This is a genomic window from Bacillus sp. URHA0034, assembly GCF_056280405.1.
The window spans coordinates 6118049-6144355 of the sequence record NZ_JBWCDK010000002.1; the positions used below are offsets into that span (position 1 = coordinate 6118049).

Annotated in this window: 21 protein-coding genes and 1 riboswitch; of the genes, 1 reads left to right on the forward strand and 20 read right to left on the reverse strand. The window is 35.4% G+C overall.

Annotated features, from left to right (window positions below; all coding sequences use genetic code 11):
* Positions 1 to 72 precede the first annotated feature (72 nt).
* The gene (locus ACZ9EE_RS31810; RefSeq protein ID WP_476032626.1) at positions 73 to 510 is read left to right on the forward strand and encodes a hypothetical protein; all 438 of its coding nucleotides are present in this window, start codon (positions 73 to 75) and stop codon (positions 508 to 510) included.
* Between the two features lie 122 nt (positions 511 to 632).
* On the opposite strand, the gene ACZ9EE_RS31815 is transcribed toward ACZ9EE_RS31810, so the two are convergent.
* The 20 genes from ACZ9EE_RS31815 to ACZ9EE_RS31910 all read right to left on the reverse strand — a co-directional run bounded on the left by ACZ9EE_RS31815 (position 633) and on the right by ACZ9EE_RS31910 (position 26252).
* On the reverse strand, positions 633 to 1511 hold the full coding sequence (locus ACZ9EE_RS31815; protein WP_476032627.1) for a phosphorothioated DNA-binding restriction endonuclease: 879 nt from the start codon (positions 1509 to 1511) through the stop codon (positions 633 to 635).
* A gap of 315 nt (positions 1512 to 1826) precedes the next feature.
* On the reverse strand, positions 1827 to 2492 hold the full coding sequence (locus ACZ9EE_RS31820) for a BglII/BstYI family type II restriction endonuclease (protein ID WP_476032629.1): 666 nt from the start codon (positions 2490 to 2492) through the stop codon (positions 1827 to 1829).
* Positions 2493 to 2510: 18 nt separating this feature from the next.
* A complete protein-coding gene (locus ACZ9EE_RS31825) occupies positions 2511 to 4172 on the reverse strand; it encodes a DNA cytosine methyltransferase (protein ID WP_476032630.1) in 1662 nt (553 codons plus the stop codon).
* 80 nt (positions 4173 to 4252) lie between these two features.
* The gene (locus ACZ9EE_RS31830; protein ID WP_476032631.1) at positions 4253 to 5215 is read right to left on the reverse strand and encodes a protein NO VEIN domain-containing protein; all 963 of its coding nucleotides are present in this window, start codon (positions 5213 to 5215) and stop codon (positions 4253 to 4255) included.
* Positions 5190 to 7163, reverse strand: a complete 1974-nt coding sequence (locus ACZ9EE_RS31835; RefSeq protein ID WP_476032632.1) for a DEAD/DEAH box helicase — start codon at positions 7161 to 7163, stop codon at positions 5190 to 5192. Before ACZ9EE_RS31835 ends, ACZ9EE_RS31830 begins: the two co-directional genes overlap by 26 nt.
* 12 nt (positions 7164 to 7175) lie before the next feature.
* Positions 7176 to 8465, reverse strand: coding sequence for a hypothetical protein (locus ACZ9EE_RS31840; RefSeq protein WP_476032633.1), 1290 nt, complete (start codon positions 8463 to 8465; stop codon positions 7176 to 7178).
* A 343-nt stretch (positions 8466 to 8808) separates the two neighbouring features.
* Positions 8809 to 10326, reverse strand: coding sequence for a DISARM anti-phage system protein DrmE domain-containing protein (locus ACZ9EE_RS31845; protein WP_476032634.1), 1518 nt, complete (start codon positions 10324 to 10326; stop codon positions 8809 to 8811).
* 1 nt (position 10327) lies between these two features.
* Positions 10328 to 11305 carry a hypothetical protein gene (locus tag ACZ9EE_RS31850; RefSeq protein ID WP_476032636.1) on the reverse strand — a complete coding sequence of 326 codons (978 nt, stop codon included), beginning with the start codon at positions 11303 to 11305 and terminating at the stop codon, positions 10328 to 10330.
* Positions 11306 to 11347: 42 nt separating this feature from the next.
* Positions 11348 to 13249, reverse strand: coding sequence for a DrmB family protein (gene drmB / locus ACZ9EE_RS31855; RefSeq protein WP_476032638.1), 1902 nt, complete (start codon positions 13247 to 13249; stop codon positions 11348 to 11350).
* Positions 13249 to 16734, reverse strand: a complete 3486-nt coding sequence (locus ACZ9EE_RS31860; protein WP_476032640.1) for a helicase-related protein — start codon at positions 16732 to 16734, stop codon at positions 13249 to 13251. Before ACZ9EE_RS31860 ends, drmB begins: the two co-directional genes overlap by 1 nt.
* Before the next feature lie 404 nt (positions 16735 to 17138).
* The gene (locus ACZ9EE_RS31865; protein WP_476032642.1) at positions 17139 to 17699 is read right to left on the reverse strand and encodes a competence protein ComK; all 561 of its coding nucleotides are present in this window, start codon (positions 17697 to 17699) and stop codon (positions 17139 to 17141) included.
* A gap of 209 nt (positions 17700 to 17908) precedes the next feature.
* Positions 17909 to 18112 carry a hypothetical protein gene (locus tag ACZ9EE_RS31870; protein WP_476032644.1) on the reverse strand — a complete coding sequence of 68 codons (204 nt, stop codon included), beginning with the start codon at positions 18110 to 18112 and terminating at the stop codon, positions 17909 to 17911.
* Positions 18113 to 18136: 24 nt separating this feature from the next.
* Entirely contained in the window at positions 18137 to 18340 is a 204-nt protein-coding gene (locus tag ACZ9EE_RS31875; protein ID WP_476032646.1) for a hypothetical protein, read from the reverse strand.
* Between the two features lie 493 nt (positions 18341 to 18833).
* The gene (locus ACZ9EE_RS31880) at positions 18834 to 19145 is read right to left on the reverse strand and encodes a ParB N-terminal domain-containing protein (protein WP_476032648.1); all 312 of its coding nucleotides are present in this window, start codon (positions 19143 to 19145) and stop codon (positions 18834 to 18836) included.
* A 1061-nt stretch (positions 19146 to 20206) separates the two neighbouring features.
* A complete protein-coding gene (locus ACZ9EE_RS31885; RefSeq protein ID WP_476033177.1) occupies positions 20207 to 20485 on the reverse strand; it encodes a ribonuclease E inhibitor RraB in 279 nt (92 codons plus the stop codon).
* 132 nt (positions 20486 to 20617) lie between these two features.
* Complete coding sequence (locus tag ACZ9EE_RS31890; protein ID WP_476032650.1) at positions 20618 to 21385, reverse strand: 3-oxoacyl-ACP reductase; 768 nt, start codon at positions 21383 to 21385, stop codon at positions 20618 to 20620.
* A 14-nt stretch (positions 21386 to 21399) separates the two neighbouring features.
* Complete coding sequence (locus ACZ9EE_RS31895; RefSeq protein WP_476032653.1) at positions 21400 to 22860, reverse strand: acyl-CoA reductase; 1461 nt, start codon at positions 22858 to 22860, stop codon at positions 21400 to 21402.
* Positions 22853 to 23998: a LuxE/PaaK family acyltransferase gene (locus ACZ9EE_RS31900; RefSeq protein WP_476032655.1), complete on the reverse strand. Its 1146-nt coding sequence runs from the start codon at positions 23996 to 23998 to the stop codon at positions 22853 to 22855. Before ACZ9EE_RS31900 ends, ACZ9EE_RS31895 begins: the two co-directional genes overlap by 8 nt.
* Complete coding sequence (locus ACZ9EE_RS31905) at positions 23995 to 25323, reverse strand: solute carrier family 23 protein (protein WP_476032657.1); 1329 nt, start codon at positions 25321 to 25323, stop codon at positions 23995 to 23997. The genes ACZ9EE_RS31900 and ACZ9EE_RS31905 overlap by 4 nt, the downstream gene beginning before the upstream one ends.
* Before the next feature lie 122 nt (positions 25324 to 25445).
* A riboswitch (TPP riboswitch) is annotated at positions 25446 to 25555 on the reverse strand.
* 352 nt (positions 25556 to 25907) lie between these two features.
* Complete coding sequence (locus ACZ9EE_RS31910) at positions 25908 to 26252, reverse strand: peptidase dimerization domain-containing protein (RefSeq protein ID WP_476032659.1); 345 nt, start codon at positions 26250 to 26252, stop codon at positions 25908 to 25910.
* Between the last annotated feature and the right edge of the window lie 55 nt (positions 26253 to 26307).

Sequence of the window (26307 nt, forward strand, 5' to 3'; positions counted from 1 at the left end):
TTTTTAATTTTTAATTCATTATAGTAGGTTTAATCATTCTAAGTCGAAGTCCAACCATTAAAGGCAAGATTGGTGCATAAATATGGGCATATAAGGGTCTTAAAAGATTTTCTGAGTGAATTAGCAGATAAGGTTCTCTTTTACTTCATTATCGTATTTGGAAATAAGGCAGAATTGATGTTTCAAACAGATTTTAAGAATGCAATTGTTTTAAATAGAAATAAGATTTTAGAAGTTATAAATGGAAACGCCAATTCCATTGTTCTAAATTATCTCGAATTTAAAAAAATCCAACATAATATAGTGAAATTATCTACACTTGCGAATGAAGATAAAAGAAATCTAGCAAAAAAACATAAAACAGAAATCCACTCTAATTTAGCTCAACAGAAGAAAAATATTATCGATATTATTTGTCCTAAATGTAGAAATAAACGCGTAGACAGGAAAGGAAAATCCGGGGCCTTTAAGGGCTGCAGCATCTTTCTAAAATGTAGATTTACAGCATAAAAAGAACTGGTTTCAATCAAAGGTAATTCCCCTATTTAGAGCCAGTTCTATGTATTTGGCAAGTAAAAATACAGCTGACGTCTGGCCTCCAGTTATTACTTTCACTACGATTAATAGATTTATTATCCAACAATATACCTTGATGGACCTCTAAACACTTCCCTGACATGCCAATGAAGAAAATGATTTGAAGGCAGATAATCAGGATTAATCGGATTACGAATTGGTTTACCGTGAAAATTCATTAACCATTCATTAAAGCCATTATACCCGTTGGCATCTTCTGCTACTAGGAACACTTTTTCCTCATCTAAGGTAAATACACCTCTGTCAAAAAGTTTATTATGCATGGAACATAGTGCAATTCCGTTGGTTTCAGTGTCTGGCCCACCAGCCTGATGCCACTTAATATGAGCCGCTTCCAGTCCTACCAAGTTCTGTCCAAGGCGAACTTGAAAACCGCAAACGGCACATCTATATTCATAGGCTTTTAACACTCTTTCTCTAAAATATGGATCCCGCCTTCTTTTCCCGCCAAACTCTAAGTCAAGTCCCACACAAGTAAGGATGTCTTCATGTATAGTATCTGGAAAATGATTATTTAAAATGATTTCAGCTCTCTCTTTAATAAGCGATTTGTCTTCTTTTAAAAGGTTGTATGCCTCTTTACTAAAACCGCCGCTGACTTGGTTCTCCAATAAAAATTTATTACTAGGTTTGTTGGTATTCATTTTTTCTGTTGAATTTAAATCCCATATACCATCATGTTTTAACCTAACGAATGGCTCCTCTGGATGATAAGACCTCCTTTTTGGACCAAACTCGATTAATAACGATGTTAATTTTTCTTTTACTTCTTTATAGGGCATGAAGCGATTAGAACCATTTTGCAAAATCCCCAATGCATAAAGCAATAATAGAGGTTTATGGGGCGCTCTTTGATCCCCTTTTTTCCATATACTCAGGTTTTGGATTCTTTCTTTTAGTTCATAACCATTCATTAAACTCATAGCCTCTCAACAATATAGGAATTCTTACTATAAATTAGCATTCAAAAATAAGCAATGAAAAGGATTTTATTTTCACAATTAACCAGAAATCCTATAGATACCATATAAAAAATGGCTGCTCAAAAAGTTTTGAGCAGCTTGTTTAACAATTTAAGAGCAAGTGCTAAGGACATAAACAAATTAATTCATCAACAAACTAATTATTAGGAAAAATACACTAAAGATACTAGGTTTATTTAGATATATAAAGGACCACTATTGTAATGATTAACCTAGAATAACATTAACTCCTGACATCTACAATTTTTAATTGGAATATTTTAATGTGTTTCTTATTCTCTTTATATAATCAAGTACAAATAATTCGTGATTTATATTTCCTTTATTTTGAAGTTCCTTTAAAGTCAAAACTCCATTATTTAATATTATTTCTTCTGAATCTTTGTCATTAAGTCCAATAACAAGGATTGGAAAGTTAAATAATTCATGTGCATAGTTTAATTCATTTACTGTCTTCTCGAATGAAGCAACTCCAGTATCAATTCGTTTAGATAATGTTTCGGTTGGCAAGATGATTATTCCGACATCAGATTTACTCTTTATTCGTGATAGCTGTAATTTAAAGTAATTCCTATAAGAACTTGCAACATTTCCAAATTCTACTTCAAGATGAATTCTGTGTGACTTACTATTTTCCTCAAGTATTTCTTTAATATAATCTAGCTTAATGAATTCATTATTTATTTTAAATTGCTCATCTGCTAACCAATCCAAAGTAGTTAATTGTTTTTGAATGTAACTATCCATAATTTGTTGTATAACATCAAGTCTTTTTTGAGCTTGTGATTTATTTTTATAAACAGGTAAAGGTGTATTTTTACAAATCCATATTAATTCATCATATGTTTCCTTAAATGGTGATTGTGATAAAATTTTAATTGCATAATTATGAGAATATATTTTAATATTCATAAAAACCTCTTAATTTTTTTATAATACCTCTACTTTTTCCATTTTTAATTCACAAATAAATACAATTTGATTTAGTACATAGCATCCAATAGCAATTAATAAAGGAAGAAAATCAGTATTATCAATTGCAATGATATCATTAGTTAAATTTAATTTTTTATTAAGAGATTCAATAAAATCCTTTACTTTATGAAGCAACTCATCAGGTCCTAAAATATTATTATCTTCTCTTTGTATTGAGGTCATACAATAGTTTTTCTGTAACTGATAAGATGATGGCATCTCTTTTTTTATTTCATTTATAAATTTCTGTATCTCATTCATTATAGGGCTACTAAATTTACAATTATTAACTAATAATGAATCAATTATTTTTTTACCTTTCCCATTTCCTTTATGGATTTCTATAGTCCATTTAAACTTTAAGTTTTTAAAATCAGAGTAATAATTAGTAAGTTCTACCCTATAAGAATTAATGATTAAATAAGGTATGTGGTATTTATATCTTGCTTTTTGAATATCCTTTGTCTTCTCAGTGTTTAATTGAAATTCTACCTTATTAAGATTAGTAAAATCCTCATCAGGTATAAATCTTTCTTCTACAACTTCAATTTTTTCGATATATTCCCCTTCTTTTATTGCAATTTTTTTAGCAAATGCAAAAGCAAGTTTAGGTGGTACCGCATTTCCAACAAGCCTGTATTTGGTTAAAATTGAGTCCCCGTAAAATTGATAATCTAGTGGAAAGCTCATTATTGATGCAATTTCTCTAATCGTAGGAGATCTAAATTTATCTATTTCTCCTTCAAGTTCATATATTATTGATTCTCTAGAAGCTGATGACATTGTGGCCATAATAGTACGAGATGGATTCTTTTTGTTTTCTGGAAACGCCATCTGACCCATGTAGCCTTTATCTCTTTTTGCTCTTTTAGCTTTTTCCCACTCAAATTTTGCAATCTGTCTTACATAAAAATGATCGGTTAATTCAGAAGTTTTAATTTTAATCTCAGGATAATTAGGGTCAATTATCACATTTTTGGTATTGTTTTCAATAATCGGTGTCCCTAAATAGTTTAATATATGTTCCAAAGGTATAATTTCTGACTCACTTTTTATTGTTTTTTCAGGGGTTGGAAAATCACCACAAAAGTACCTCTTCCTATTTTGTGCGACACCAAAATTTTTGGCGTTGTATACACCGCTGTTTTCATGCTTAACCTTTAAGTAGAAATTACCTTCAAGTCCTAAATCTGTGGCAGAATAGATAGGATTAATAAAATTTTCTATATTAGGTACATTTTCTAATATCCAATATTTTAGAATCGAATTTTCTTTATATTTTTTTCTTGCAACAATTCTTAAGTAGGATTCAACTAGTCTTTTTCCCAGTGATTTATCTCCCTTCCCAGATTTGTTTGAATTTGAAAAAGCGACACATGGAGGAGAACCTATTATTACTTCCGTATCAGGTATTAGTGCTTCAAATTCTTCATCTGGTAGGGTGGATAATTTCTCAACATCATAAGATAAAGTAATATGATCAGGGCCAATATGATTTTTTTCATGTGTTTTAATAGCTGGACCCCATTTATCAACACCAAATACAACTTGGAAACCGGCCATCCTAAATCCCTCAGAGAAACCACCGGCACCGCAAAAGAAATCTGCAACTTTCATTTTAAATTCACCTTTTCTAAAACAAATTACTTAACAATATATTAAAACACAATATAATATTAAAAAACAAGTTAGTTAATTTAATTCTCGTATTTAGCCAATGAAAAACGCCAACTTTGTGGTTGTTTTATCCAATTATTCTTCAAAAAAACATTATTATAGGGATCTGGAATAACAATTGGGGAATAACCACTCTCAGTAATTTTTGTTCTATCTACTAAAAACAAAAAATAATTTTCCCCTTTTATTTTTGATACACTTACTTCATTTAAAGACCAATAAAAAGTCGGTATAGTATCATAGGATTTTACTTCAATAAATTTATCATACGAACAGGAATGAGAGTCAATATATGATACTATATCGTAACCCGCACTTACATCTATCTCTGATATTTTTTTAATTTTACTTGAATCCATAATACCCTGATCACTTAATCTACTTCTTTCCAATCCTAGAACAAAGTCCTCTGCTTCTGAACCATATTTCTCCTTTTGTTCTTGAATTAGTTTAAAATTTGCTAAACTTAATTTTTTTCTTTCCCTCTTAATTATTTCAACTATTTCATTTTGATAAGTCTTGTTTATATATAAAAAATTATTATTATTTTCGTACCTTATAAGCCCTATATTAATTAATAGATTTCTTATGCCTGAATATTTTAAAGAAATATCACTATTTCTAATAAAATAGGCATCTAAAATATAATCGAAACTTAAAGAGTTTACATCTATTATTTCTGAAAAGTAATTTTCAATTAACAATATGACAAAAACTTTCATTGAATTTTCTAAAACTAATTGATTTTTAAAATGTACTCCTTTTTCATTTAAAGAAATTGTATTTTTATTAGTTTCTAATAATCTTAAATCTTTTAATAATAGAATAATTGCATCCGCAGGAATATTATAATAATTTTTATTACCTAAACAGTGTCTTTTTAAATTTGTTTCTGAAATAGGATTTTCAGACAAATTCTCGAATATAAACTTATAATCTTCTACCCTACCAAAACTATTATATTTTGTTAACTCTTCTAACATAATTGTTTATCAACACCTTGATGTCATCTTCTTCAAATTCAGTGTCCAAGAAATTAAAAAGTGGAATATCGGAATTTTCGATTAATTCGGTCATTCTTCGTTCTTTTAAAGTTAACCTTTCATCAATTGTTTCATCTATAGTATTTTCACTTACTAAATAATAATAATTAATTATATCATCTCTTTTTAATCCATATCGATGAATCCTATCCTTAGATTGAATAAACTGGGCGGCATTAAAGGACCTTTCAATATAAATTGCATTATGACAAACTTTGTGTAAAGAAATTGACTCAGATGTTGCAAATGGGTTGGCAATAATCACATTAAAGGATGAATTATTTTGATGAAACTCTCTTATTATCGCTTCTCTCGTTTCAATATCTGCAGTATCTTTATTTGAGTCGTTTTCTACAGGAACTGCACCATATAGTAATTTACTTTCAATTTCATTACTATAAAGAAATTGCTTGAATTGAATCATATTCTTAATAAATGTCATCCAAACTATAACTTTTTCACCATTTTGTATTTTTTCTTTTATAATATTCTTTGCTACAATAAATTTATTTGGAACTTCTGATTTATTGTAATTCAAAATTTGTCGAATTATTTCAGAATCATCAATAAAATTCTCCGCTAAGGTTTCTTGTTCATTAAAGTAATCCTCAATTGGTGCAATTAAAAGACTTGGGTTAGTTGCAGCTTGCATGAGACGAATCATTCGTGCTTTTACTAATACACTTCTTACATCATCACCCGATTGACTTCTTTCTACCATATAAGGCATATACTTGCTCTCGATAAACTCATATATTTTTCTTTGTTTATCGTTCATTTGGACTTTGATAGGTGGATTATTAATTGGTTCAGGTATACCCAAGTCCCGTTTTTTAATTCTAATAAAATATGGTTCAATACTTTCAATTAATGTATTAATTCTCTCATCATCTGGTTTTTGTGACATTTCTTCTAGATGATATTTTTTAAATTTTATTACCTTTTTAGTTGGCCATATAAATTTAAAGAGATTAATTAAATCCTCATATCCATTAGGAGCAGGTGTTCCTGTTAGTATTACCCTCGAATTACTATATTTTGCTAAATCTAAGGCAGCTTGAGCAGTAATACCGCCATCCGTATTTTTAATTTTATGCGCTTCATCTAACACGACCATAACTTTGTTCATTTTTAAGAACTCAATTAAATCATCTTTAATTGATGTTACACCTTGATATGAAATCAAAGTTATTTCTGCAGAATCTGCAGAATATAAATGATTAATTCTGTTCGATTTTGGAACTCCACCAGATAATCTAAAAACAGAAGCTTTTTGTCCAAAACATTCTTCATATTCCATTTCCCAAGGACCAAAGCTACTTAAAGGTCCAATTATTAATAATTTATCAACCCTCTTTATATTTTCAACGGGTAAATTCTTTAAATAAGCGTATGCTCCGTATACAATACTAGTTTTACCAGCCCCAGGAACACTAAAGTTACATGCATTTTGTGAGAAGGCCAAATGAAACGCTGAAAGCAACTGTAATTCGTATAAAGTTCTATTGGGTAAATTCTTTTCTAAGCTTTTAACAAAACTATCAAACTCTTCAACATTAACATTTTGATTTCTAATTTCTTTTGCTTTTTCAGAAAAATTTTCAAAGTTTTTTTCTTCAAGAAAAAAATGAGTAAGGTTCTGTTCTACTTCAATCGACCTTTCTTCAGCAAAATTAAACTTCTTTAACATTTTCTGGATTTTATCTAAAATAATTTCTTTTTCTTGACCCTTAAACGATATAATTATTTGGTTATCTTGGTCAATTTGTGCCTGTAAAAAGTCTTTTAAAAACAGCTTTGCTCTTCTATTTGAAATTAAATCTTGTGTTGAACCATTTAAAAAGAAATACTGGTCCATTTCATTTATTTCTATTGATATTGAAGGCATATTAAACATCCTTTATTTTGAAACTTTAGTTGTAAAATTAACCTTAAGAGTATTTATCAGTGAATTAATTTGTTCCAATGTACTTAATTCTTCATTTTTTGAAAGAGTATCTACATTTATAGACTGGAGAGTACTTAATGCTTTATTGAGTAATTCAAGTGGTTCATTTGCTTGTTTAAAATCTTCTAGTCTACTTTCAGATCTCTTTAAATTATCTTCCAGGGGCAACTTAATTTTTTTACTCCAATCGGAATCCCTAGTAGATAGCAGTTTGGATCTACTAGCATCTGGATTCTGTTGAAATAATTCGTTTGGCGAAGGCTCATTTACTGATTCTGTAGACTCGAAATGTTTATCTAAGAAATTTTCCCAGACTTTTTTATTACAGAATATACCTTCCTTTTTACTTGGTTTAGCAATAGTACGAAATTCTTTCCCTTCATACTGAGCCCTAATATAATCGAAACATACAGCTTTTAAGTCAGCTACATCACTATCATCATAATCCCAGTTCACTTTTGTACAACCATTAGGTGAGTTGTATTGTTTCAGATAACTATATAAATCTACCATTGGTCCTTCTCTTTTTTCTAACCTGGTATAAATTCCTGAATAATCAAGATATTCTAAGTAATTATCCATTAATTCCATTATTTCAAGTATTTTCTTTATATCTTTAGGACTCTCGTTCATCATGTTTGCGATATCATTGTCTGAGAAACCTACTTCTTTTAAATCTTTACATTTTAAATATTTTTCAATAGGATTATAGTCTACTTTTTCATCTGACCCTAATTGGTATGTTGTTTCCAATTTCATTACGGCTTTTTTATCTGCATTTTCAGGTAAAATTACAGCTGTAAAATATCTACAATGATCAACATTATGATTACTTTTTTCCCACTTGTCTCGATTTTTATAAATTCTATTTAATATACTGGCTCGTCTATTTCCATCGATTATAATTCCATCACTAGTTACAATACCGTATTTCTGCTGTCCAAGTTCTACAATATTCTTTTCTGTACGTTCATTTCTGTTTACTTGGGATTGCCATAGAAATTCTTCAATTATTTCTTTATCTTTCTCATCTTCAGGGTTTAATTCTCTGTATTGTCTTTCATAAGACTTTACTTCACTACCTATTCTTCCATTATATTTATTATATATTAAGTATTCTAATGGTATCCTATATGCCTTTAAACTTCGATTTTGACCATCATAGTTAATTTTTATACCTGTCATTTCTGGAGTATCTGACTGTATTTCTTTTAACTTTTTCTTTCTTAAATCTTGCTCCATCCTTTTTCCTCCTTAATACGTTAAAGATTAATTTAACCAGACTAATCGTATATATTAATAATAGTAATAAATTTGGAAAAATACTAGGAAAAAATATATACTAACAAACTAATATATGGAATTTACTATGTAAATAGCAGCTTATTAAAATAATTCGACAAAAATAAAAGTAAATTACTTAGAAAAACAAAATGCTCCAAATTCTAAAGGAAAAATAGATTTTGGAGCTTATACCAATAGTATTAAAATTATGTAAAAAATTACTTTCCCTTACTTTTAAATCTTATCCAAAGTTCCACGTTTTTTAAAATTATATAAAACATATTCCTTTTTTTATTTAATTTTAATTAAACTCATTTAATTCATAAAGCTGCATAATCCGATTCTGATGAACTTTTATCGTATCCTTTCCAATTCCCACAATCCTATCTACCATGAACGTTGCACCTGCAAATTCAGGGATTTCAAAGGTCTGCGTACCGTTCCTAATCAGCTTTTTAAGGTCTGCGTTTTTTATCACTTCTTCTGCTTTCCTACTAATGATGCTGCCAGCTCTTAAATGCCCTGATAAGATTCGATCTGATGCATAAATGATTTTTTTAATATCTTCTTCCTTATATTTTAAGGCAGATAAAATTTCCTTTAAATCCCGCGGACTAATGGTGCTCTCTTTAAGCCAATTTTTCAGATTATAGGGTTTCGCTGTTTCTACTCCCGCTTCATTTAGAATTCTAGAGGCTGTGTTTAATCCGAATTTACCGATCAATCTTTCCAGTCGCCGCTTCCAGTGTTTTTGCATTTTCCGATAGGATTCTGCCTTCTCTTTAAACACTAACTGGTCGGCTATAGCAGCAATGATACTGGATTCCCTTTCCGTATAGATCAACAAATAATCATCCAATTCCATTTCCCCCACCGTTTTAAGAACGATTTTTTTATCGGAGGCCGGGTCCACTATTTTATACTTTATTCCCTTTTGTAGTAATACTAAATGATCACTTTCCAGATTGACGATATAGGCTTCCACTGGGTCGTGAGTCACACTACTATCTTCATCGTATCTTGATAAATGCTGTTGAATGACTTGCGAATCAATTTGTTCCTCTTCTACCGTGACAAATTCATCTGTACTTGGGATTGATGGTTGTGGAATTACGGTTCCTTCATAGACGTTCGTAAAACTTCCCTCGATGCCTGAAAAAAGGTTTTTCTTTTGAAAATCATTACGAAAAACACTATAAGAAATAAATATCGTTCTCTTGGACATCGGTACATTATTGGCAAAAGGCTGAAAGTATTGCTCACTGCCAATGAAGAGAACAAAATCAAATACCGAAAGCGACTTCCTATAGGCCCCTTCGTTCAAAACTTTTACATTACGTGCATGTTGGCCAAGCTTTGGTAAAAATATGGAAAGTTCTTCCTCCTTTAATGAACGTCGAGATACAATAGCAATTTTATAATTTGGGTGATTCTCAAGTAGGTGAATGACCTGCTCCAAAAGCGGATTATCTTCTTTCGCCTGCAATCCCTTAATTAACTGGGCTGCTTGTAAAAAATCATCATATAAATCCGAGTAGGCAGCCCGTACTTCTCTTAACTTGAACCTTAATTCTTGAATATCCACATTCTTCATCACTTGAAAAGGTACTAAGGAAGTCGTGTACTGAAAGAAATAATTTCTGATTAATAAATACAAGTTTCTTAGAAAATCGTCGTCACTATAGTTCTGACGAATGACCTTGTTTAGGATATCAATTTGTCTGCCAAGTTTGGCTATTTCCTCATCCGAAACCGAAAGATAATGGATTTCCCTTTCTGTTGAGTACCGAAACACCTTATCTGCAAACCATAACTCCATCTTATTTCTCCCTCCAAATCATAAGTTCAATCCCTGAGGGTGGGTGGTATCCCTTTTCTTTTAACTCCCTTAGTACCATATCGGTCATCTTCTCCGTATTTTTCTGGATGATTCTTCTATTGATATCGAGAACCACCTCGTCATTTCTTTCATTGTTATCATTCCGGTTTAAGATAATCATCGATGGATGAGTTTCAAAAAGGTGATAGCGGTTTAAATAGCTGCTGGCTTCAGTGAAAATTACAGGCAGACCGGGTTCTAATTCAACATCAGTTGGAAGCTTTCCTGTATTGGAAATTAGTTCTGAATGGAAATAAGAATGCCTGAAGGATGTTTTGATGCATAGCAGCTCACTTAAGCTTCCTTCAATGTTTTTGTATTTAAGCTTTATTCCTTCAGCCATTTCTGTTATTTTTAGATGATTGCCTATTAAATAAAATTCGGTAGCATATTCACTCGTTGCCTTTAGCAGTTTTTCTTTTCCATATAACTGCTCAAGCAGCGGGGATTGAATCCCGAATCCTTCAACACGTTTATTTCTTTTATAGGTATTCGTTTCTGTTGCTATTTGCAGCAACGACCAATTTCTTTCCAGAATATATTCTCTTAAATCTTTAGATTTTAATATCGCACATCTTTCTTCCTTAAATAAAGGGTGTTGTGAAATACCATCAAAAGCATAGACCACCCGTTTATTATTTTTTATATAATAAATCATTTGCCCTTTTGGTAAAGAAGCTATACGGTTGGCATGCGTTTTGGAATATAGTCTTCGATTAAAAATCACATCTGAAATGCCTACCGCTATGGCTATTGGGACTACTGTTGTTCCCGGCAAGCTTAATGCGATATGCGTTGGATTCGTTTTTGTCCCCCTATTTTTAAATAAGAAAGAGCCAAGCGCAGAAAAAAACTGAAACCATTTCGGAACATAAATATTGTTTTTTCCATCCCAAATTAATATTTTCTCAACATCCATGTTTCTCTCTCACATCCCTATTAGGAATAACCTGGCTCCGAGTTAAAAAATATACTGAAAAAACCCGGTTTCTGAATTCTCTGGTGTTCCGATGAGAAGTCCCCTATCTAAAAAGACATTAAACTCTTCACAAGATGTCTCCGGCAAGTACGTACAGTTATGACATGCTGCCATGTTTAAGTGGTGGTGGCCTTGTCCGGAACTATTTCCGATATCACTGCAAACGGGATCGGATGAGCACCATGCTGCTTTACGGATGGCCTTATCCAGTAAGGAGAAAATTACATCACTCTTCCCCATTCTGGATAATCCTCCCAGCGTTCCCTCTGAGTCTCCGGAAGCCGTATAAATCATAAATCCATTCATATTGTAAGTATTCGAATTAGAAACATAGATTCGTTCCCTCAGTGAGGAGGTACTATAGCCGCACTCGAACACGAGCTCATTGATTAACATATGGGCAACGGTATGGATTAAGACATATCTCGGCATGAGTTCGAATTCTTTCACTAAATTTTCTTTTACTAAACTTTCATGTCGATCCTTTAGCTTATTGAAACGGCGAACCATTTCCTCATTCTTTTCCCATCGTTCCAATTTCTCTTTATCAAATTCAATAAAGATTCCTTCGCCGTAGACGGTATTTGCAGGTAGCCAGTTGTTTTCATGTCTATATGGATCTTGAAACAATTGTTCTCTTCCCCGTTCAATTTTGCCTCTACTAATACCAGAGTGAACAGTTTCTAGCCTACTAAATCCATACAATACTTTTGTTTCCCTGAGTTTTGTGACTAAATTGACCATTGAAAGATAGTTCTTTATTCCAGTTCTTTTATCTCCTGTATTTTTCCATTCTCGAATGATTTTTAATTCTTCCGTATCTTTTGGTGCTGTAAGCGCCACATGCTCTTCCAAACGAATCGACTCTTCGATGCGGGTAAGATTAATTTCCTCTTCATCCTCCTCGTCCGATAAAGCGATTCTTAAAGCTTGTTTGATACTGGAATCTTCAAATTCATCTAAGTCTGGCTGCAATAATTCTTTTATCGATTCAATTCTGTCTTCTTCATCTGGCAGCTTCGCCACAGTTTTCAAGAAGCGTTTCCCAATCGGACTCTCTAATATATTTAGAATACTTTCGACTTGTTCTGACCGCTTTCCTGGTAGATATATGGCACTCAATGTTTCTGGGAAATAGACATTGGACGCACTCTTCATCATGGCAATTACCGGTTCCCCACAAGGTTCCACCGGTTCAGTCTTTCCAAACCAAGGTTTCCAGCCTTGACACACATAGCTTCCTTTTTCGTTTGGATCGAGATTTTTCGTCAGATACGTCATTCCCTCAGACTCTTTAGAATTTACCCCTAATAAATTCCGTTGTTTATCGCAATTCATACATTTTACATTTAAGGTCGATAAGGTTGTCCCGCCAACAGAAATAAGCTTTAAATCGCCATTGCACTTAGGGTGGTTACTTTGATGAACCCATTCTCTCCAAGGGAAATCATGAATATGACCTTCCTTACAAACAATAATAAACGGAACTTGAATCAGCCTTCCTCGTCTATCGCAATTACAGTATTTGACCCCTTTTTCAATGAGCGTTAGTTCCTTCATTTTTTTACAATACTCACAATAATGCCATCTTGGAAAACGCACCATTGGTAAAAATATATCTTGATTTGGAATTGGTTTGTCACTTTTATAACCTGCACGATAGTCAGGAGGCAATCGTAATGACTCAACGCCCAATATCTTTTTTAAGCGTTGTTCTTCAATTTCAAATTCGGATAAATACTTACTTTTTTCGTTAGTACCATTGTTGATATACCATTTATCCAGGCTTCCCATCAGCATCGAGATTCCATCTGCAGATACAGAAATGGAACCTGGACCAAATGGGGTTATGACCTGCGCTCTTCTTACTGGGAGATCCGCCATCAGAAATCATCCTCCTCATCTTCCATAAATAACGTGGAAATAGTTCCTATACATTGTGCATCCACCGATCTCATAGACATCATAACCGGTACACCCAGCCTTTTTTGTTCATCATTTACATACTCGCCTGCTAAATACATGACGGCTGGATTTGGATCTCCGCTATCTTTTTCCCATAAGGTGTAACCGCGCTTTACTCTCTTCACAAACCGCCCATATTCTCGGCTGACGGCATCTTTTTGAAGTGGATCAACCAGTTCTACTCTTTTTAACAGATGTTCCTTAAAGGCATCGAGATGAGAGGAATAGTCGTTAATATTCTCTGGTGAAGCCGCGATAGTTTGATCGGCTGTTTGTCGTAAGTAAGCAATAATAATCGCCGGAAGTGCTTTTTTTATACATGGATCCGAAAATGGCGTAACACTTGTAGGCTCTACTTGTGCGTATAATCTCTCATGATATTCTCTAAAGTGTTCAAAGTGTGACTTGTCACGAGACCTCCCATTAGCAAATAAGCTCACAATTAACCCAGGTCGTTCCCACCAGCGTCTTCCCACACGACCGCTCACTTGGATATATTGTGCGGTTGTTTTTGGCTGCCCGATAATCGTCATCAGCGATAAACGGTCAATATCCACGCCTACTTCAATAATATTGGAAGCTAAACATAAATCCATGACATTCCTGTTTTCGACTTCTACTTTTAACTGTTGGATGGCCGCTGCTACATCCCCGCTTTTTAACCGTGAGGTCAACTCTAAAACATTATTAAGCCAGCGATATTGTTCTTTCTCAGTTATCGCTCTCTTAAAACGGACTTGGTTAAAGTAGTTCGGGATATCGGTTTGTGTTAAGGTCATACCCCCGCCTAATTCTCGAATCGAGTTGTAGAAAGAGAGTAAGGAATAGAACGGGTCTCGTTCTTTCTCTGGCAGTTCCATCGTACACTGCAATAGAGTTGAAAACGTTTTGACCTGCATTGTCATTAACTGAACGGTTGGACTGTAAATGCCTACATATAATCTACCAGGCTGATCGTTTCCTTTGTCATCCACTGCTGTTTGCGCAAAAAAGGAATCATCATGCTCTAACCCAGGATGAGGGAAGAGCTGCGACTGCGGCCGGCCATAAAGATTTCGGATTTGCTCCTCAAATCTTCTGATGGTTGCTGTCGCACAGACAATCTTAGGCTTTTTGCTCCATTGGTTTCGCTTATCTGTGCAAAGATCTTCAATTAATGCTTCATAAAGGCCAGCAACTGTTCCGAGCGGTCCTGAAATCAGATGGAGTTCATCCTGAATAATCAAATTAGGTGGAGAATATAGCCTGTCTCCAAATTCATCAAGTCCAAATAACGTCCTCGCAGCAGGCCTCCAAGCAAGCATGGCAAACTTATCAATCGTGCCTAATAAGAAGGTTGGCCGAACTTCATAGATGGTTTCATCGACAATATGAATAGGTAGTTCCCTATGAAAATGACAAGCATTATCCGGGCAGTGAATGACGAGTCTTTTTTCAACCTTTTTATATCCATGATAAATTGAAGCACTTTTCTTTTTTCGCTTATTTTCATCCCCATATCGTCCTAATTTGGCACCGCACCATGGGCAATAACTTACAATGAAATCATCCGTTTTTTTATTTAGAGATAAAGCAGACAGCTGATCAAGGGCTTGTTTATTGGTATTTGGTGTGGTTTCTCCTCCAAGCCATATCCCGATTGAAAAAGGAATCGTACCTAGTACATCTTCCTGTTCACGACGGAGAAATTCCATCGAACAAATTAACCGTGAAGACCGTTGAAACTGATCAGCGGTTAACAAACGAAGTGTATATCTCATAAGGATGTCTGTACCGGCATCGTTTGGATTGATCAGTCTTCGATAAAACATCGAAAATGCTGCTAAGCCTAAATACGCTTCCGTTTTTCCCCCGCCAGTCGGGAACCAGATTAAGTCAACGATCTCTCTTTCTGGAGATTCTCCCTTTGCCGTTGAATCTATGGCCATCAAAATAAATGCAATCTGGAAGGTCCGCCATTTCCCTTTATTTGTCTTCCTTATCCGTTCGATGTCCTTAAAAGTGTACGGGTCAAATTCTTTTTCATATTTGACTTCATTATTGATAATCGAACCATTTCGGATTACGTTCCCATTCACTTGTTGTAATATCATCGCTTGGTTAGCCAATTGAAACGCCTTTTGAATCTTTGAATCCCGTAACAATTCAATTCCATTCTTCATTCGATTTAAGCAATCGCGAGATTTCTGCATATGGAGCCGGGCTGTTTCCTGGAGATATTCTTCCACAGATGGAATCAATTTCTCTTTTTCTTCAATCCACTTTTCATAGGCATTGACTACTTTATTAAGGAGAGCAATCGACTCATTCATACTGCAGGTCTTTCCTGTCAATTCAAACATCGATACGGAAAAGACTTCTCCGTTTTCATCCTTAATATCTGGAGTCATACTTTTGGTTTCAAAGCTTGGTAAAAAGGTTGAATAGACCGCTTCAATATTTCCCTGCTTCGTTAACCAGTCACACGAACAATTATGACCTAATCCATACACTTCAGAGTTACGATAAATAAGTAGATTTGATTTTTCCTCGACATCCTCTAGTCCTGAGTGTGTCCGCGGGTAAGGTATGAATGAAGCATTTTGTAGTGTAACGGCCATTTCCGACTGAAATAAGGCGAACTTATCCCGATCAGCAGCAACAGACGAAACCTCCGTCCGGTTTGTTAAACTAGCCGTAACCAGATAACGATTATTTTCTAACGTCCGGCTATAAATCTGAAGCTGTAATTTCATGTCTTTTGTATTATCAGTGACCAAATCATAGGTTTGAAGTTTACGGTTATTAGCCGCAAGATTTTGGATATCCACTTCCATCTTTAGTTTTACTGGCATGCGGAACCACCAGGTTTGTTTAGAGTTTCCTTCCCTGGCAAATACCGTTTGCTGATGATATCTTCCACCTGAAATATCGAAGTTAATTTTACCGTCTTGCGGCGCCTCAATATAAAAACTAATTCCTAGGCTGGATGGCAAAAATTCACTTCTTTGAGGAACTAAATCATTGTCCTGGTCTTCCCTAACCATTTTTTCTAGTTTCTTTTTACTTGCGGTTAGATTCTTGACAGCCTCTTCTGAAATGGTTTTGATATCTTCACTATCTTGATCTTGCTGAAGATTCAGTTCATCTGATAAATCCTCATTTGCCATTTCATTGGAGCTTTTTGGGTAGGGATAAAGCATTCCTGCTACATAGTGCGCAGACGGGTTATTTCTTTGGATAATTTCTTCATTATTTTCTTTTTGATAATACCGTTTATAGAAATCTTCTTTGGAGGCTAATGTAATGTTACCGATTGTTGATAGTGGAATCATTTTTTCTTTGATGACAGAAGGGCCAATAATATCTTGCTTTAAAGCCTGCATGAGGAAATCTCTATTTTCTAAATGCTTTTCAAGTTTCAAGTTTTAATCCTCCATAAAATAATCAAATACTTTATTTATTTTGATAATTATATTATACCAAAAAAACGGTACATTCAGGGTAACTATAATAATATTTTAAAGTTGGCGCATCTGCTAACAGATGCGCCTTCTATATTTTATAGTAGTATTATGTTACTGAATTTCATCTAAACTCCCATAGACATCTTTAGATTAATTCACTAATATACCTATCTTTACCGTATTAATGAGTTTGCTTTGAGGTCCTATGCGACCGATACCATCGCTATAACTGAAATCCTATGATTGTTAAAATAGCAAAAAGCCATAACCAAAGTGATTGCTTATACATTTAGTTATACTGCTGGTACACCAGCAATTTTACATGGGATCTACCAATATTGTTTCCTATTTTTTGGAAATCTTTAATTTGTGGAATTATTATTTTTAGAAAGTTTATACTCACCATCCACCTCTTTGATTAAAAATCCGTTTTTCTCTACCTTTTTAAAATTTGAATGATTTATATTATTTGAAATTCTTTCCCGTAATTTTTCAGCATTTCGACGTTTAGTTCGAAACGCACTTTCCTTCATCTCAATTGTTACTTGATGTCCAAAGCGTAAAAATATCTCTGTTTGTTGGACAGTTTGTGGTAATGTATCTTCAATATGGTTCAGTACAAACCATATACAATTTGCCTTTTTAAACGATTTGCTGGGAAATAACCAGATATCTAACGAGGAACTTATTTTAATCGGATACATATACATTTCACCAAGAACCTCTTTGGAACTGCTTAGAGCACCATGAAAAGTGGATCCGTAACGAAGTAAAGACTTATCGATTAGCTTAACAGGAGACATCGCAATTAAAAAGCTCTCCATCCCTTCTATTACCCTAGTATATAGAGCTCCATTTGTGTAATACTCTCCTATCAATAATCCTGTTTTTTCATTTATTAAGTAGTTATTTCTTATTGCCATGTCCTTTACCCTTCTTTCGGTTTTTATTATTGGTTTTTATCTCAAAAAAGGGTATACTCAAATAAAGTTGGTATACCCAACTTACACTTGCCCTTGGGATACGTCTGCCAGGACTATCTACCCCAAGGGTTGGTTTATTTTACTGGTCACATTTTCCTCACCTCCTTTGCAGTTGGAGCAATTTCACTAACTGTCCAATCGTCTTCTTATTATTGGTTAAATAAAAATACTTCTTTTCCCTTAACCGTTCCAGAAAATTGGCTCCAAATCTCATTATCTCTATTAAAATCAACTCTCTTTAACTTTTCCATTCTTTCAATTAGTACCGTAACTCTCTTTTCATAGGAACTATTTTGTTCCCCACTATTTACATATAACGCGATACTAACCAATAAAGGATAGCTTGCTAGCATGGATTCATGATAATTACCAATTCTTCATGCAGGACAAATTTTAAATAATTCGTCAAACCATATATTGATAAGATCCAAATATTCATTGCTTTTTAAAGGGAGTTTTATGATGATCTCCGCTGTACTGTGCATGACTTTTCCACTCATGAAGATGCCAACGACCTGACGAAGCTGCGTTAATGATAATAGGTTTTTATTACTTGGCCTGATAATTGCTGTTTTCTCCATTTCCACACCCGCAGCCTTCAAATCTGCTTTACCGCTCGCACATGTAATTGGCTAACCTCTCTTATGTTCAACGTACCTTCTTGTAGACGTTTGGTTAGTTCTGAAATCAATTAACCATAGTTTTTTTTTGTAAAGACTAGATGAATCATCACCAAACGTCCCCCTTTTTCAAACATGAAGACGAACTCCAGGGCAATTTTGGCAATAGATGTGGTTGTGATTCAAGAATGATTTTTAATTCGTTTTAATGTAGGGTCGTAAAGATGAGCAAATAGTGGATCAATGTTTCCAGCTACAGGTTTTCTTTAGTGTAGGAAGTAATTTGATGGCGTCTAGATGTGATAGGTTGTGTTTTTTTACTAAGAGCAAAACGGTTTAGGCGAGAGCAATTTGAACTCATGATACCCCACTAACATATTGTTTCCGATCTTATGCTTTCTTCGGAAAAATGGAGGCCCATATTTCAAAAAAGGCATTCGCTGCTTCTTCTATGTCATTTGAGTGTATATATCGGTAGCTTGGCTCCCCATTTTGCCGATAAGTCTCCATCAAACATAGCAAGCAAACATTTGCGCATAATTGAAAGGGATGTAAGCGCAGAACTCTGATTTGATATTCGTGAAAGCTTTTGTTCGATCTCGAAATTTGAAGAGAGTTTTTTGGCTAATTTTCTTAACAATATCGTAAAAATATCCCGCTGATCAAACTGAATGATGACTCCAACATGCGCTTCTCTTCTTTCAGTATTAATATCCGTAAAAAGCTTTCGCTCTTCTTGTTGTGACAGGTTTAAGTAGATTTGCATCGAAACAGGAAAAGACTTTACTTTATTTAAGCTGATTTGTATTTTTTTTGCGAGATCGAACCGGCTGGCTTCCTCTGCAGATTCCTTTGTGATTTTAAATGGCTAATAGCCGATGAAAGACCTGCTGAGCGATGCATTCCATCTAATATCTATAAATTACTTCCCGGTGTAAGGACCCAGACATTATTGTCTTTGTAATTGCTCCTCTAGCAGAGAACACAAAGGGGGAAAAATAAAAGTTGGGTCCAGTTTCCGCTGTACTTCAGGATCCACTTCGAAAATTGCTTCAAGTAAAGGAAAAGCTCATTTGTGTTATCAGAACCTCTTTAGCAAATTGATTGTATCCGCTTCCATTAATGGTAGCTATCATGTCATTTGTAATAATTGCCAAAGCAAACACCTCGTGACCATTATAACAGTTAGATATTATTCTTTAAAAATAAAATTTTTAGATTCCTTTATAAAATTTTTTGTTTCTATTTCCAGTAATTGACCTTAAATTTTAGTATTAGGTAGCAAAATAGATCTATTTCAAATAACAAATTTCATTAATAAGTAATTTAAACTGGTCATTATTTAGAAAATCATATTGATTTATGACTAAACAAACTATTGTTCTTAATCCTCTATTAAATTCACAAATATATCATAATTTGACAATTCTCACCTTTTTTCGCTATTTTTCTTAACAAACAGCTTAGTTTTTCCTTAAATTTAATATGGAATGCCTCCCAAAAAGCATCCCATGGTCAGTTCTCCATGAGTACCGGACCCAAAGGTCCATGGTGTCTTTGTCGATGGTTTTGACTAGAGTAATTGGCACCTTATCCATATGAAGGTCCACCTTCTGTTACCGGCAAATGGGGAACAATAATCAAAAAAACAAAAATCCCAAGCACCATCCCTTTTTCGGAATGATGCTGGAACTTTGTTGTTTATTTAATTATAATATTTCTTAGATTTTCTCTTATAAATATCACAATACCATTTAACTCAGGCGTTTTAGTCGACAAAAATGCCCCAACCGTAAGAATAACCACCATATGGTTTACTTAATTTATCTAATTTCTTCTGTACTTAGTTAATTCATTATAATTCAAAAGAATTCTTTTAGAGCAACAACATGCCCACTCGTCCGTTTCGTCGTCTTGCTCTAAGAAACAATTGAATCCTTCTGCTTTTAGCACTTGTGATAATTTTTCACCAGTTGTTTGATCAGGCACGGCCACAAAAAATTCAACTGATTGTGGTTTTTTAAAATTTACTCCATCTTTATAAAGAATTTGTAAAGCCTCTCCATCACCACATAAGGAAATTTCATTAATTCGCTTTTCTGTAATAGTTGACTATTACTTTTCCAACCATACCTTCATGCAAATGTTATGGACAGATTAGATGTACCGGGAGTTGTCGGTTTAACGGTCATGCTGTTTTCTTTTCCAGGCTGGATTTCTGTTTTTGAGTAAGAATATTTATTTCGTTACCAATCCTCCATCTACATTCAGGCATTGTCCAGTAATAAAAGAGGATAGATCAGAAGCGAGAAATAACACACTTCCGGCAATATCTTCTGGTCGAGCCAAACGGCGTAAAGGAGTTAACTGAATAATGGCGTTTCTAACATCTTCCTTTGTCTCCTGACTAGAGTCTGTCGGATAGGTTAGGCCAGGGGAAACGGCATTCACATTAATCCCGAATGCCCCAAGTTCTTGAGCAAGATTTCTCGTGAAACCCAGTAAGGCCATCTTTGCGGTGGTATAGTCGTGATAAGGTATAATCGGAAAATCGATTAAATTACTGACCATATTGATGATTCTTCCGGACATTTGATTCTTCATATGAGGCATCGCCGCCTTACAAATGTTAAAAGCCCCCAGTACGCTCCCTTCCCATTGTCGATTATAGTCTTCCCATTCGATTTCCCAGGCCGTTTTCCTGGTTTTTGGATTAAAGGTATAATGGCTTAATGCATTATTTACCACTACATCAATGGCTCCAACCGAATCAATAATTTGTTCCATCATTTCATCCACCTGATCCTTATTGGTGACATCCGCCTGTATGGCCACTGCCTGTCCTCCTAAGGTCTCTATTTCACTTACCACACTTTCGGCAAGAGCTTGATTCTTCACATAATTAATGACTACAAATGAGCCTTCCTTAGCAAACCTTTTGGCCATCTCAGCGCCAATCCCTCTGCTTGCCCCCGTAATTAACACGATTTTATCCTGCAAATTCACCGTTTGCCCTCCTTTTATTCAAAATCGGTATCATACCGCTCCACATTTTGCTCTACATTCATCTCAATATCAGTCATCCTGACAAGATCGAGGAGATTAAACCTGCCATCATGGTGCCATCCAGGTTTTGCCTGATTCATCTCGCCAATCGAGGCTATTCGATTGACCCCGTATGCACCCAATTGATTGGCCAAAGAAAACAATCTGTCCGGTGAAACAGCCAGACCACATGATTGTAAATACTGCTGATAAGGCTTTATAGCAGAAAAGACACTTTCCTCTGATTCAACAGAGAATACATGAACGAATCGATTCAAAGGAGATCCCTCAAAACCAGTTTCTTTGTGATAAATCACTGTCCAGGAAGTGTCTGTTTGACTGGATAGTACAGATACGTTTTCATGTTGAAGGGATTCCAGCTGATAGCCGCTTCTTGCCCGTTGAATAGCCATCGACTCTTCATTTGTAAGCTTTGCCCGTGGTCTTTTTTTATGATAGCGTTCTAGTTCTGCGCCTAGCATCTGAGCAAATTGCTTTCCGCTAATCGCACCTCCCTCTTCCACATAAATCGTTTGCGGAGATAAACAGCTTTGTTGGTCATAGATACAAACATCTTCGGCAAGCTTTTTGATCGTTTCATAGTAAAGATCTGAAGTTAATGCTTCCTTCCCGATGTAGGCAAAGCTGATTTTATGTCCATAGCTTAAGAACTTTTTATGAAGAGGGACCTTGACTCTAAGTTTTTTAACGGTTTCGTTTGAACCGTATACAATCACTGCCTCGCATTTTTCGACAGCTGGATCTTCCAGTCCATCCGTCCCGCCTTTCCACGGGAGGATGGCGATGGTTTCCGCCAATTTTTTATCCACCTCTGCTAATGACTCCGTAAAGAGTACGGGAAAAAGAGGTTCTGACATCGATGTTTTGCCGATATTCCCTGACTTTACCAAAAGCCCCATAATCAAACTCCATACCTGTACTCCAGGAACATTCCCGGAGAAAACATGGAATATGGTACTTGGCCCAAAGGCTCTGCTCATCCCGCCTGACTTTCGAGGGCGAAACTCATCTAACATGGCAGGCTGGTCAAACTCCTCGTCAAGAAAGCGCAGCAATTCTTTTTTACGAAAGGTCCGTATATATCTTTTTAATTGAAGCCGTACCATTTCTTCATCATAGCCTGTCATCACAGGGATGAGACTTTCCGCTAATTTTCGGAGCGGATAGTCAGGATTCAGCCATTTTTGAACCGCCAAGTCTATTTTTTCAACAATATCCGTAATAGATAAAGTGGATAAATACTGGTCCCGATTCGATTGAACTTGTTGAATGATTCCCTTCAATTCTTCCCCCGTAATCACAGGGAATTTTAATATATACGTCCTATCTCTTGTGATAACTGTTTTTGACTGAAATTGGGTGAATTCAATGGAGTCCGGTACACAGAAAACATTTAGTTCCTCGATATTATTCATTTTGGCTGGCACCACCTGAATTTACCTGCATCAGCTGGTCCACCGCAATGGAACATCCTCTTGCCTCGGATCCCTTAATTCTTCCGACGAGCACAAATCCATGCTCCGTTTTATACCCCATATCTTCTGTTAAAATCGCCAGGCAGGAATTCCAGTTGGCAAGATCATAGTGAGCAATGACGCCTTTCTCCCCATCCTTAACCGGCTCTAATGTTTCAGTGTTAAGTATAACGGTCTTTACCCATGACGGACCTTTTTTATCAAAGATTCCTAAAGTATTTAGATAAGTGCTACGTATGGTTTGATCATAGATTTGCGAACTCAACTCTGTCATTCCATACATATTGATGCAATAATTACGTTCCACCTGAAAAAAATCATGGAAATCAGCGTATAAATTCTCCATTTCCACTTCACGGGATTGTCCCTTAAAGCCCCCGGTATCAAAAATTCGGCTATCATTTGCCAGATTGAACTGAAGTTGTTTTTCTTTCAGATAATCAAGTATATGGACATAGGCAAAGGTGGCGCCTATTAACAGCACAGGCTCTTTTTGTTTTTCACACCTTCTTAACTCGCTGATCAGCCCTTCTATATCTAGTCCCTTTTCAGTGAAGAAGAATTTGCTATTTTCAGTACCGAAAAAGGAAACGGCATTGGTTAAATATCTGGATAAAGAAGAATTTTGATTCAGATCTTCTGCAGGTGACAGAACAAAGATGGTCATATTCTCGCGATCAGGCAGGACAAAATCCTTAAACGGGCCCTTCATGGATGCATCCCACACCGCAAGATCCGGGTGATAATTTTTTCCCTTTGCCTCCGGGTTTGTAGTACCCGAAGTCATAAAAACGTGTTCCACTTCTTCTATTGGCTCACAGGATAATTTCAATTCTTTATATCCCTGAATGGGCATGGGAGGAATCTGATTCCAATGTTTGACGGTTAGAGGTGTCCTTTTTTTCGCCTGACAAAATTTCTTATAAGCAAGATTATGCTTGAACTGGTAACGAAACAATTTTAGCGCCAGCTCATTATAGGAATTTTCCTGTTCATCAGGATTAGTAAATCTTCCTTCTTCACAACTTATTATAAATTCAAGAATTTGTTCGGTTAGAATTTTAGAGTCTTCTCTCATTTTTGAGCCCCTCTTTTCAGTTTATTGGGTATGTTTATGAGTAATAACTGAAGCAGTACGCTTGAAAATGCTCCGATTAAAATACTGTTAGAAAGGAATGTACCCAGGATTCCTTTCAGATTCGTGGCATAGTTAGGCAATGAAATCGCAAGCAGAATGGAAAGCCCCATAATTAAATAGTTTTTTTCTGAATGCTCCGCTTTTGCTAAAATAGAAAAACCTGTCGATACAAGCGTCGCTGCCGCAGGTAAAAAGATACCCCCAACCACTGCATCAGGTGTTAATGCAAGCAGAGCACCAACCTTAGGAAAAAAACCGAACAACAAGAAAATCGCACCAGCCACCATAACTGGATATCTAGATCCGACTCCTGTCAACCTAAGCAGCCCGACATTTTGTGCATAAGCTGTAGTCGGGAAACCGCCAATAAGTGAAGAGAGGAATGACCCGGCTGATTCGCCTGCAAAGCCATTGCGAATCCGTTTTGAATCTATTTCCGTATGTAGCATCGCTCCCGATGCTTGATATACACCCATTGCTTCGATGATCGCTACGATATACGCCACAAAAAAGGTAAGAAAAGTGTCCCAATGAAAAGCTAAATTTCCGTATGGAAGCAGGTGCGGAATTCCGAACCACGGTTTACTGTCTATCATCGAAAAATTTGTTTTTCCTAGAATCATAGCAAGGACATCACCAATAACGAGAGCAATTAAGAATGAATAGGATTTCCAAATGCCTTTGCCAAAAAGAGATAATAATACAACAATAATCGAAGTTGAAATCGATAATAATAGAGTCGATGGGCTGGCAAACGACTCATCACCTGGGGACCCTCCTAAAAATTCGTATAAGGTAAACCCAGATAATGATATTCCAACCAGAAAGATGACGGTGCCAGAAATAACGGGTGTAAATAATCCTTTCAAACGTCCAATAATCCCGGTAATAGATAGCAGAAAAACGATAATGGAACTAAGGAAAATACCACCGCTTGCAGCTGCCAAGCCGTTCGCCTTGCCAGCAGCTATCATAATAGAATCAAATGCGGCAGATGGCCCTTGAATAATTGGCAATCTTACTAATTTGGCAGCTTGTGTCAATGTCACAATACCGGCTGTAATAAATATGGCATTAACGATATTGGCTGATTGTGATAGAGGTAACCCAATCATCGCCGCGACAAATATTGGATCAAGCCACACATTGGATACACCAACATGCTGCAGAGCATATAAAAAGGTTTTAAATGGAGGGAGTTTCTCCTCCAACCCAATAGGCATTTCTTTGTAGCTCATACTTTGACCTTCGTTGATCTCTTCCATGATGTAATCTCCTTCTCTATTTATCTATTTAAGTTTTATTGCTCCCTGTAATGATGCTGTTTTAATAGGAAAAAGCCAGATCCTGTAATGGACCTGGCTTTTGCAGCTTATGAAAAAAATAGACTTCCACTTAGCTACTTTCCTACGCTGGTATCATCCAGATCAGGTCCAAAGGGTTAAAAAACAGGTGTTTTTCTCTCAGCCCATAAATGGGGCACCCCTAGTAGTAATGCATATTTATGATATTCAATTTATAATAACTCGTAAATATATGAAAGTAAAGGTTCACGTCTTCTCTTTATTTATCGTTTTACCTTTTATAGTAGTTTTAGCGTTTTCCTGAATAGTACCTCGCACCCACGAGCAACATCTTCAAAAGAACTCCACTCATCGGGATGATGACTGATACCACTCTTGCTCCTTACAAAAATCATTCCAATATCTGTGAGTTCTCCCATCCCATCGCATCATGGGCAGGGCCGCTTGGTAATTCATAAGCAGGATACGGTAATTCTTGCAGAGAATCCTTTACTGCTTTCGTCACGATTGGTGAACTCTTCACAGATGAGAGGGATTGAACCTTCCTAATTCACACCAAAACCTTGGTTTGCCGCAATGGCCTGGATAGAATCATAGATTTTAGCAAATGTAGTTTCACGCCGCTCATTATCTATATCACGAACATCAAGTGTAAAATCCACTTTCCCGGGAATGACATTACTGCTTCCAGGTTTTACTTCCAATTTCCCTACTGTCGCCACATTTCCACTACTGTCCTGTGCAATTTTCTCAATCGCTAGAATACATTCTTCGGCAGGTGTTAACGCTCTCTTTCTCTCGTTCATCCCTGTCGTTCCTGCATGTCCCGCTTCACCCGTAATGGTTACTTCCGCCAATAAAAAATAGGAGAAGAACAATGTCTTCTCCAACCAGCCTTTTCAGTCTTTAAAAATATTATCAACTTTTCTGATTTTGAACAAGTCT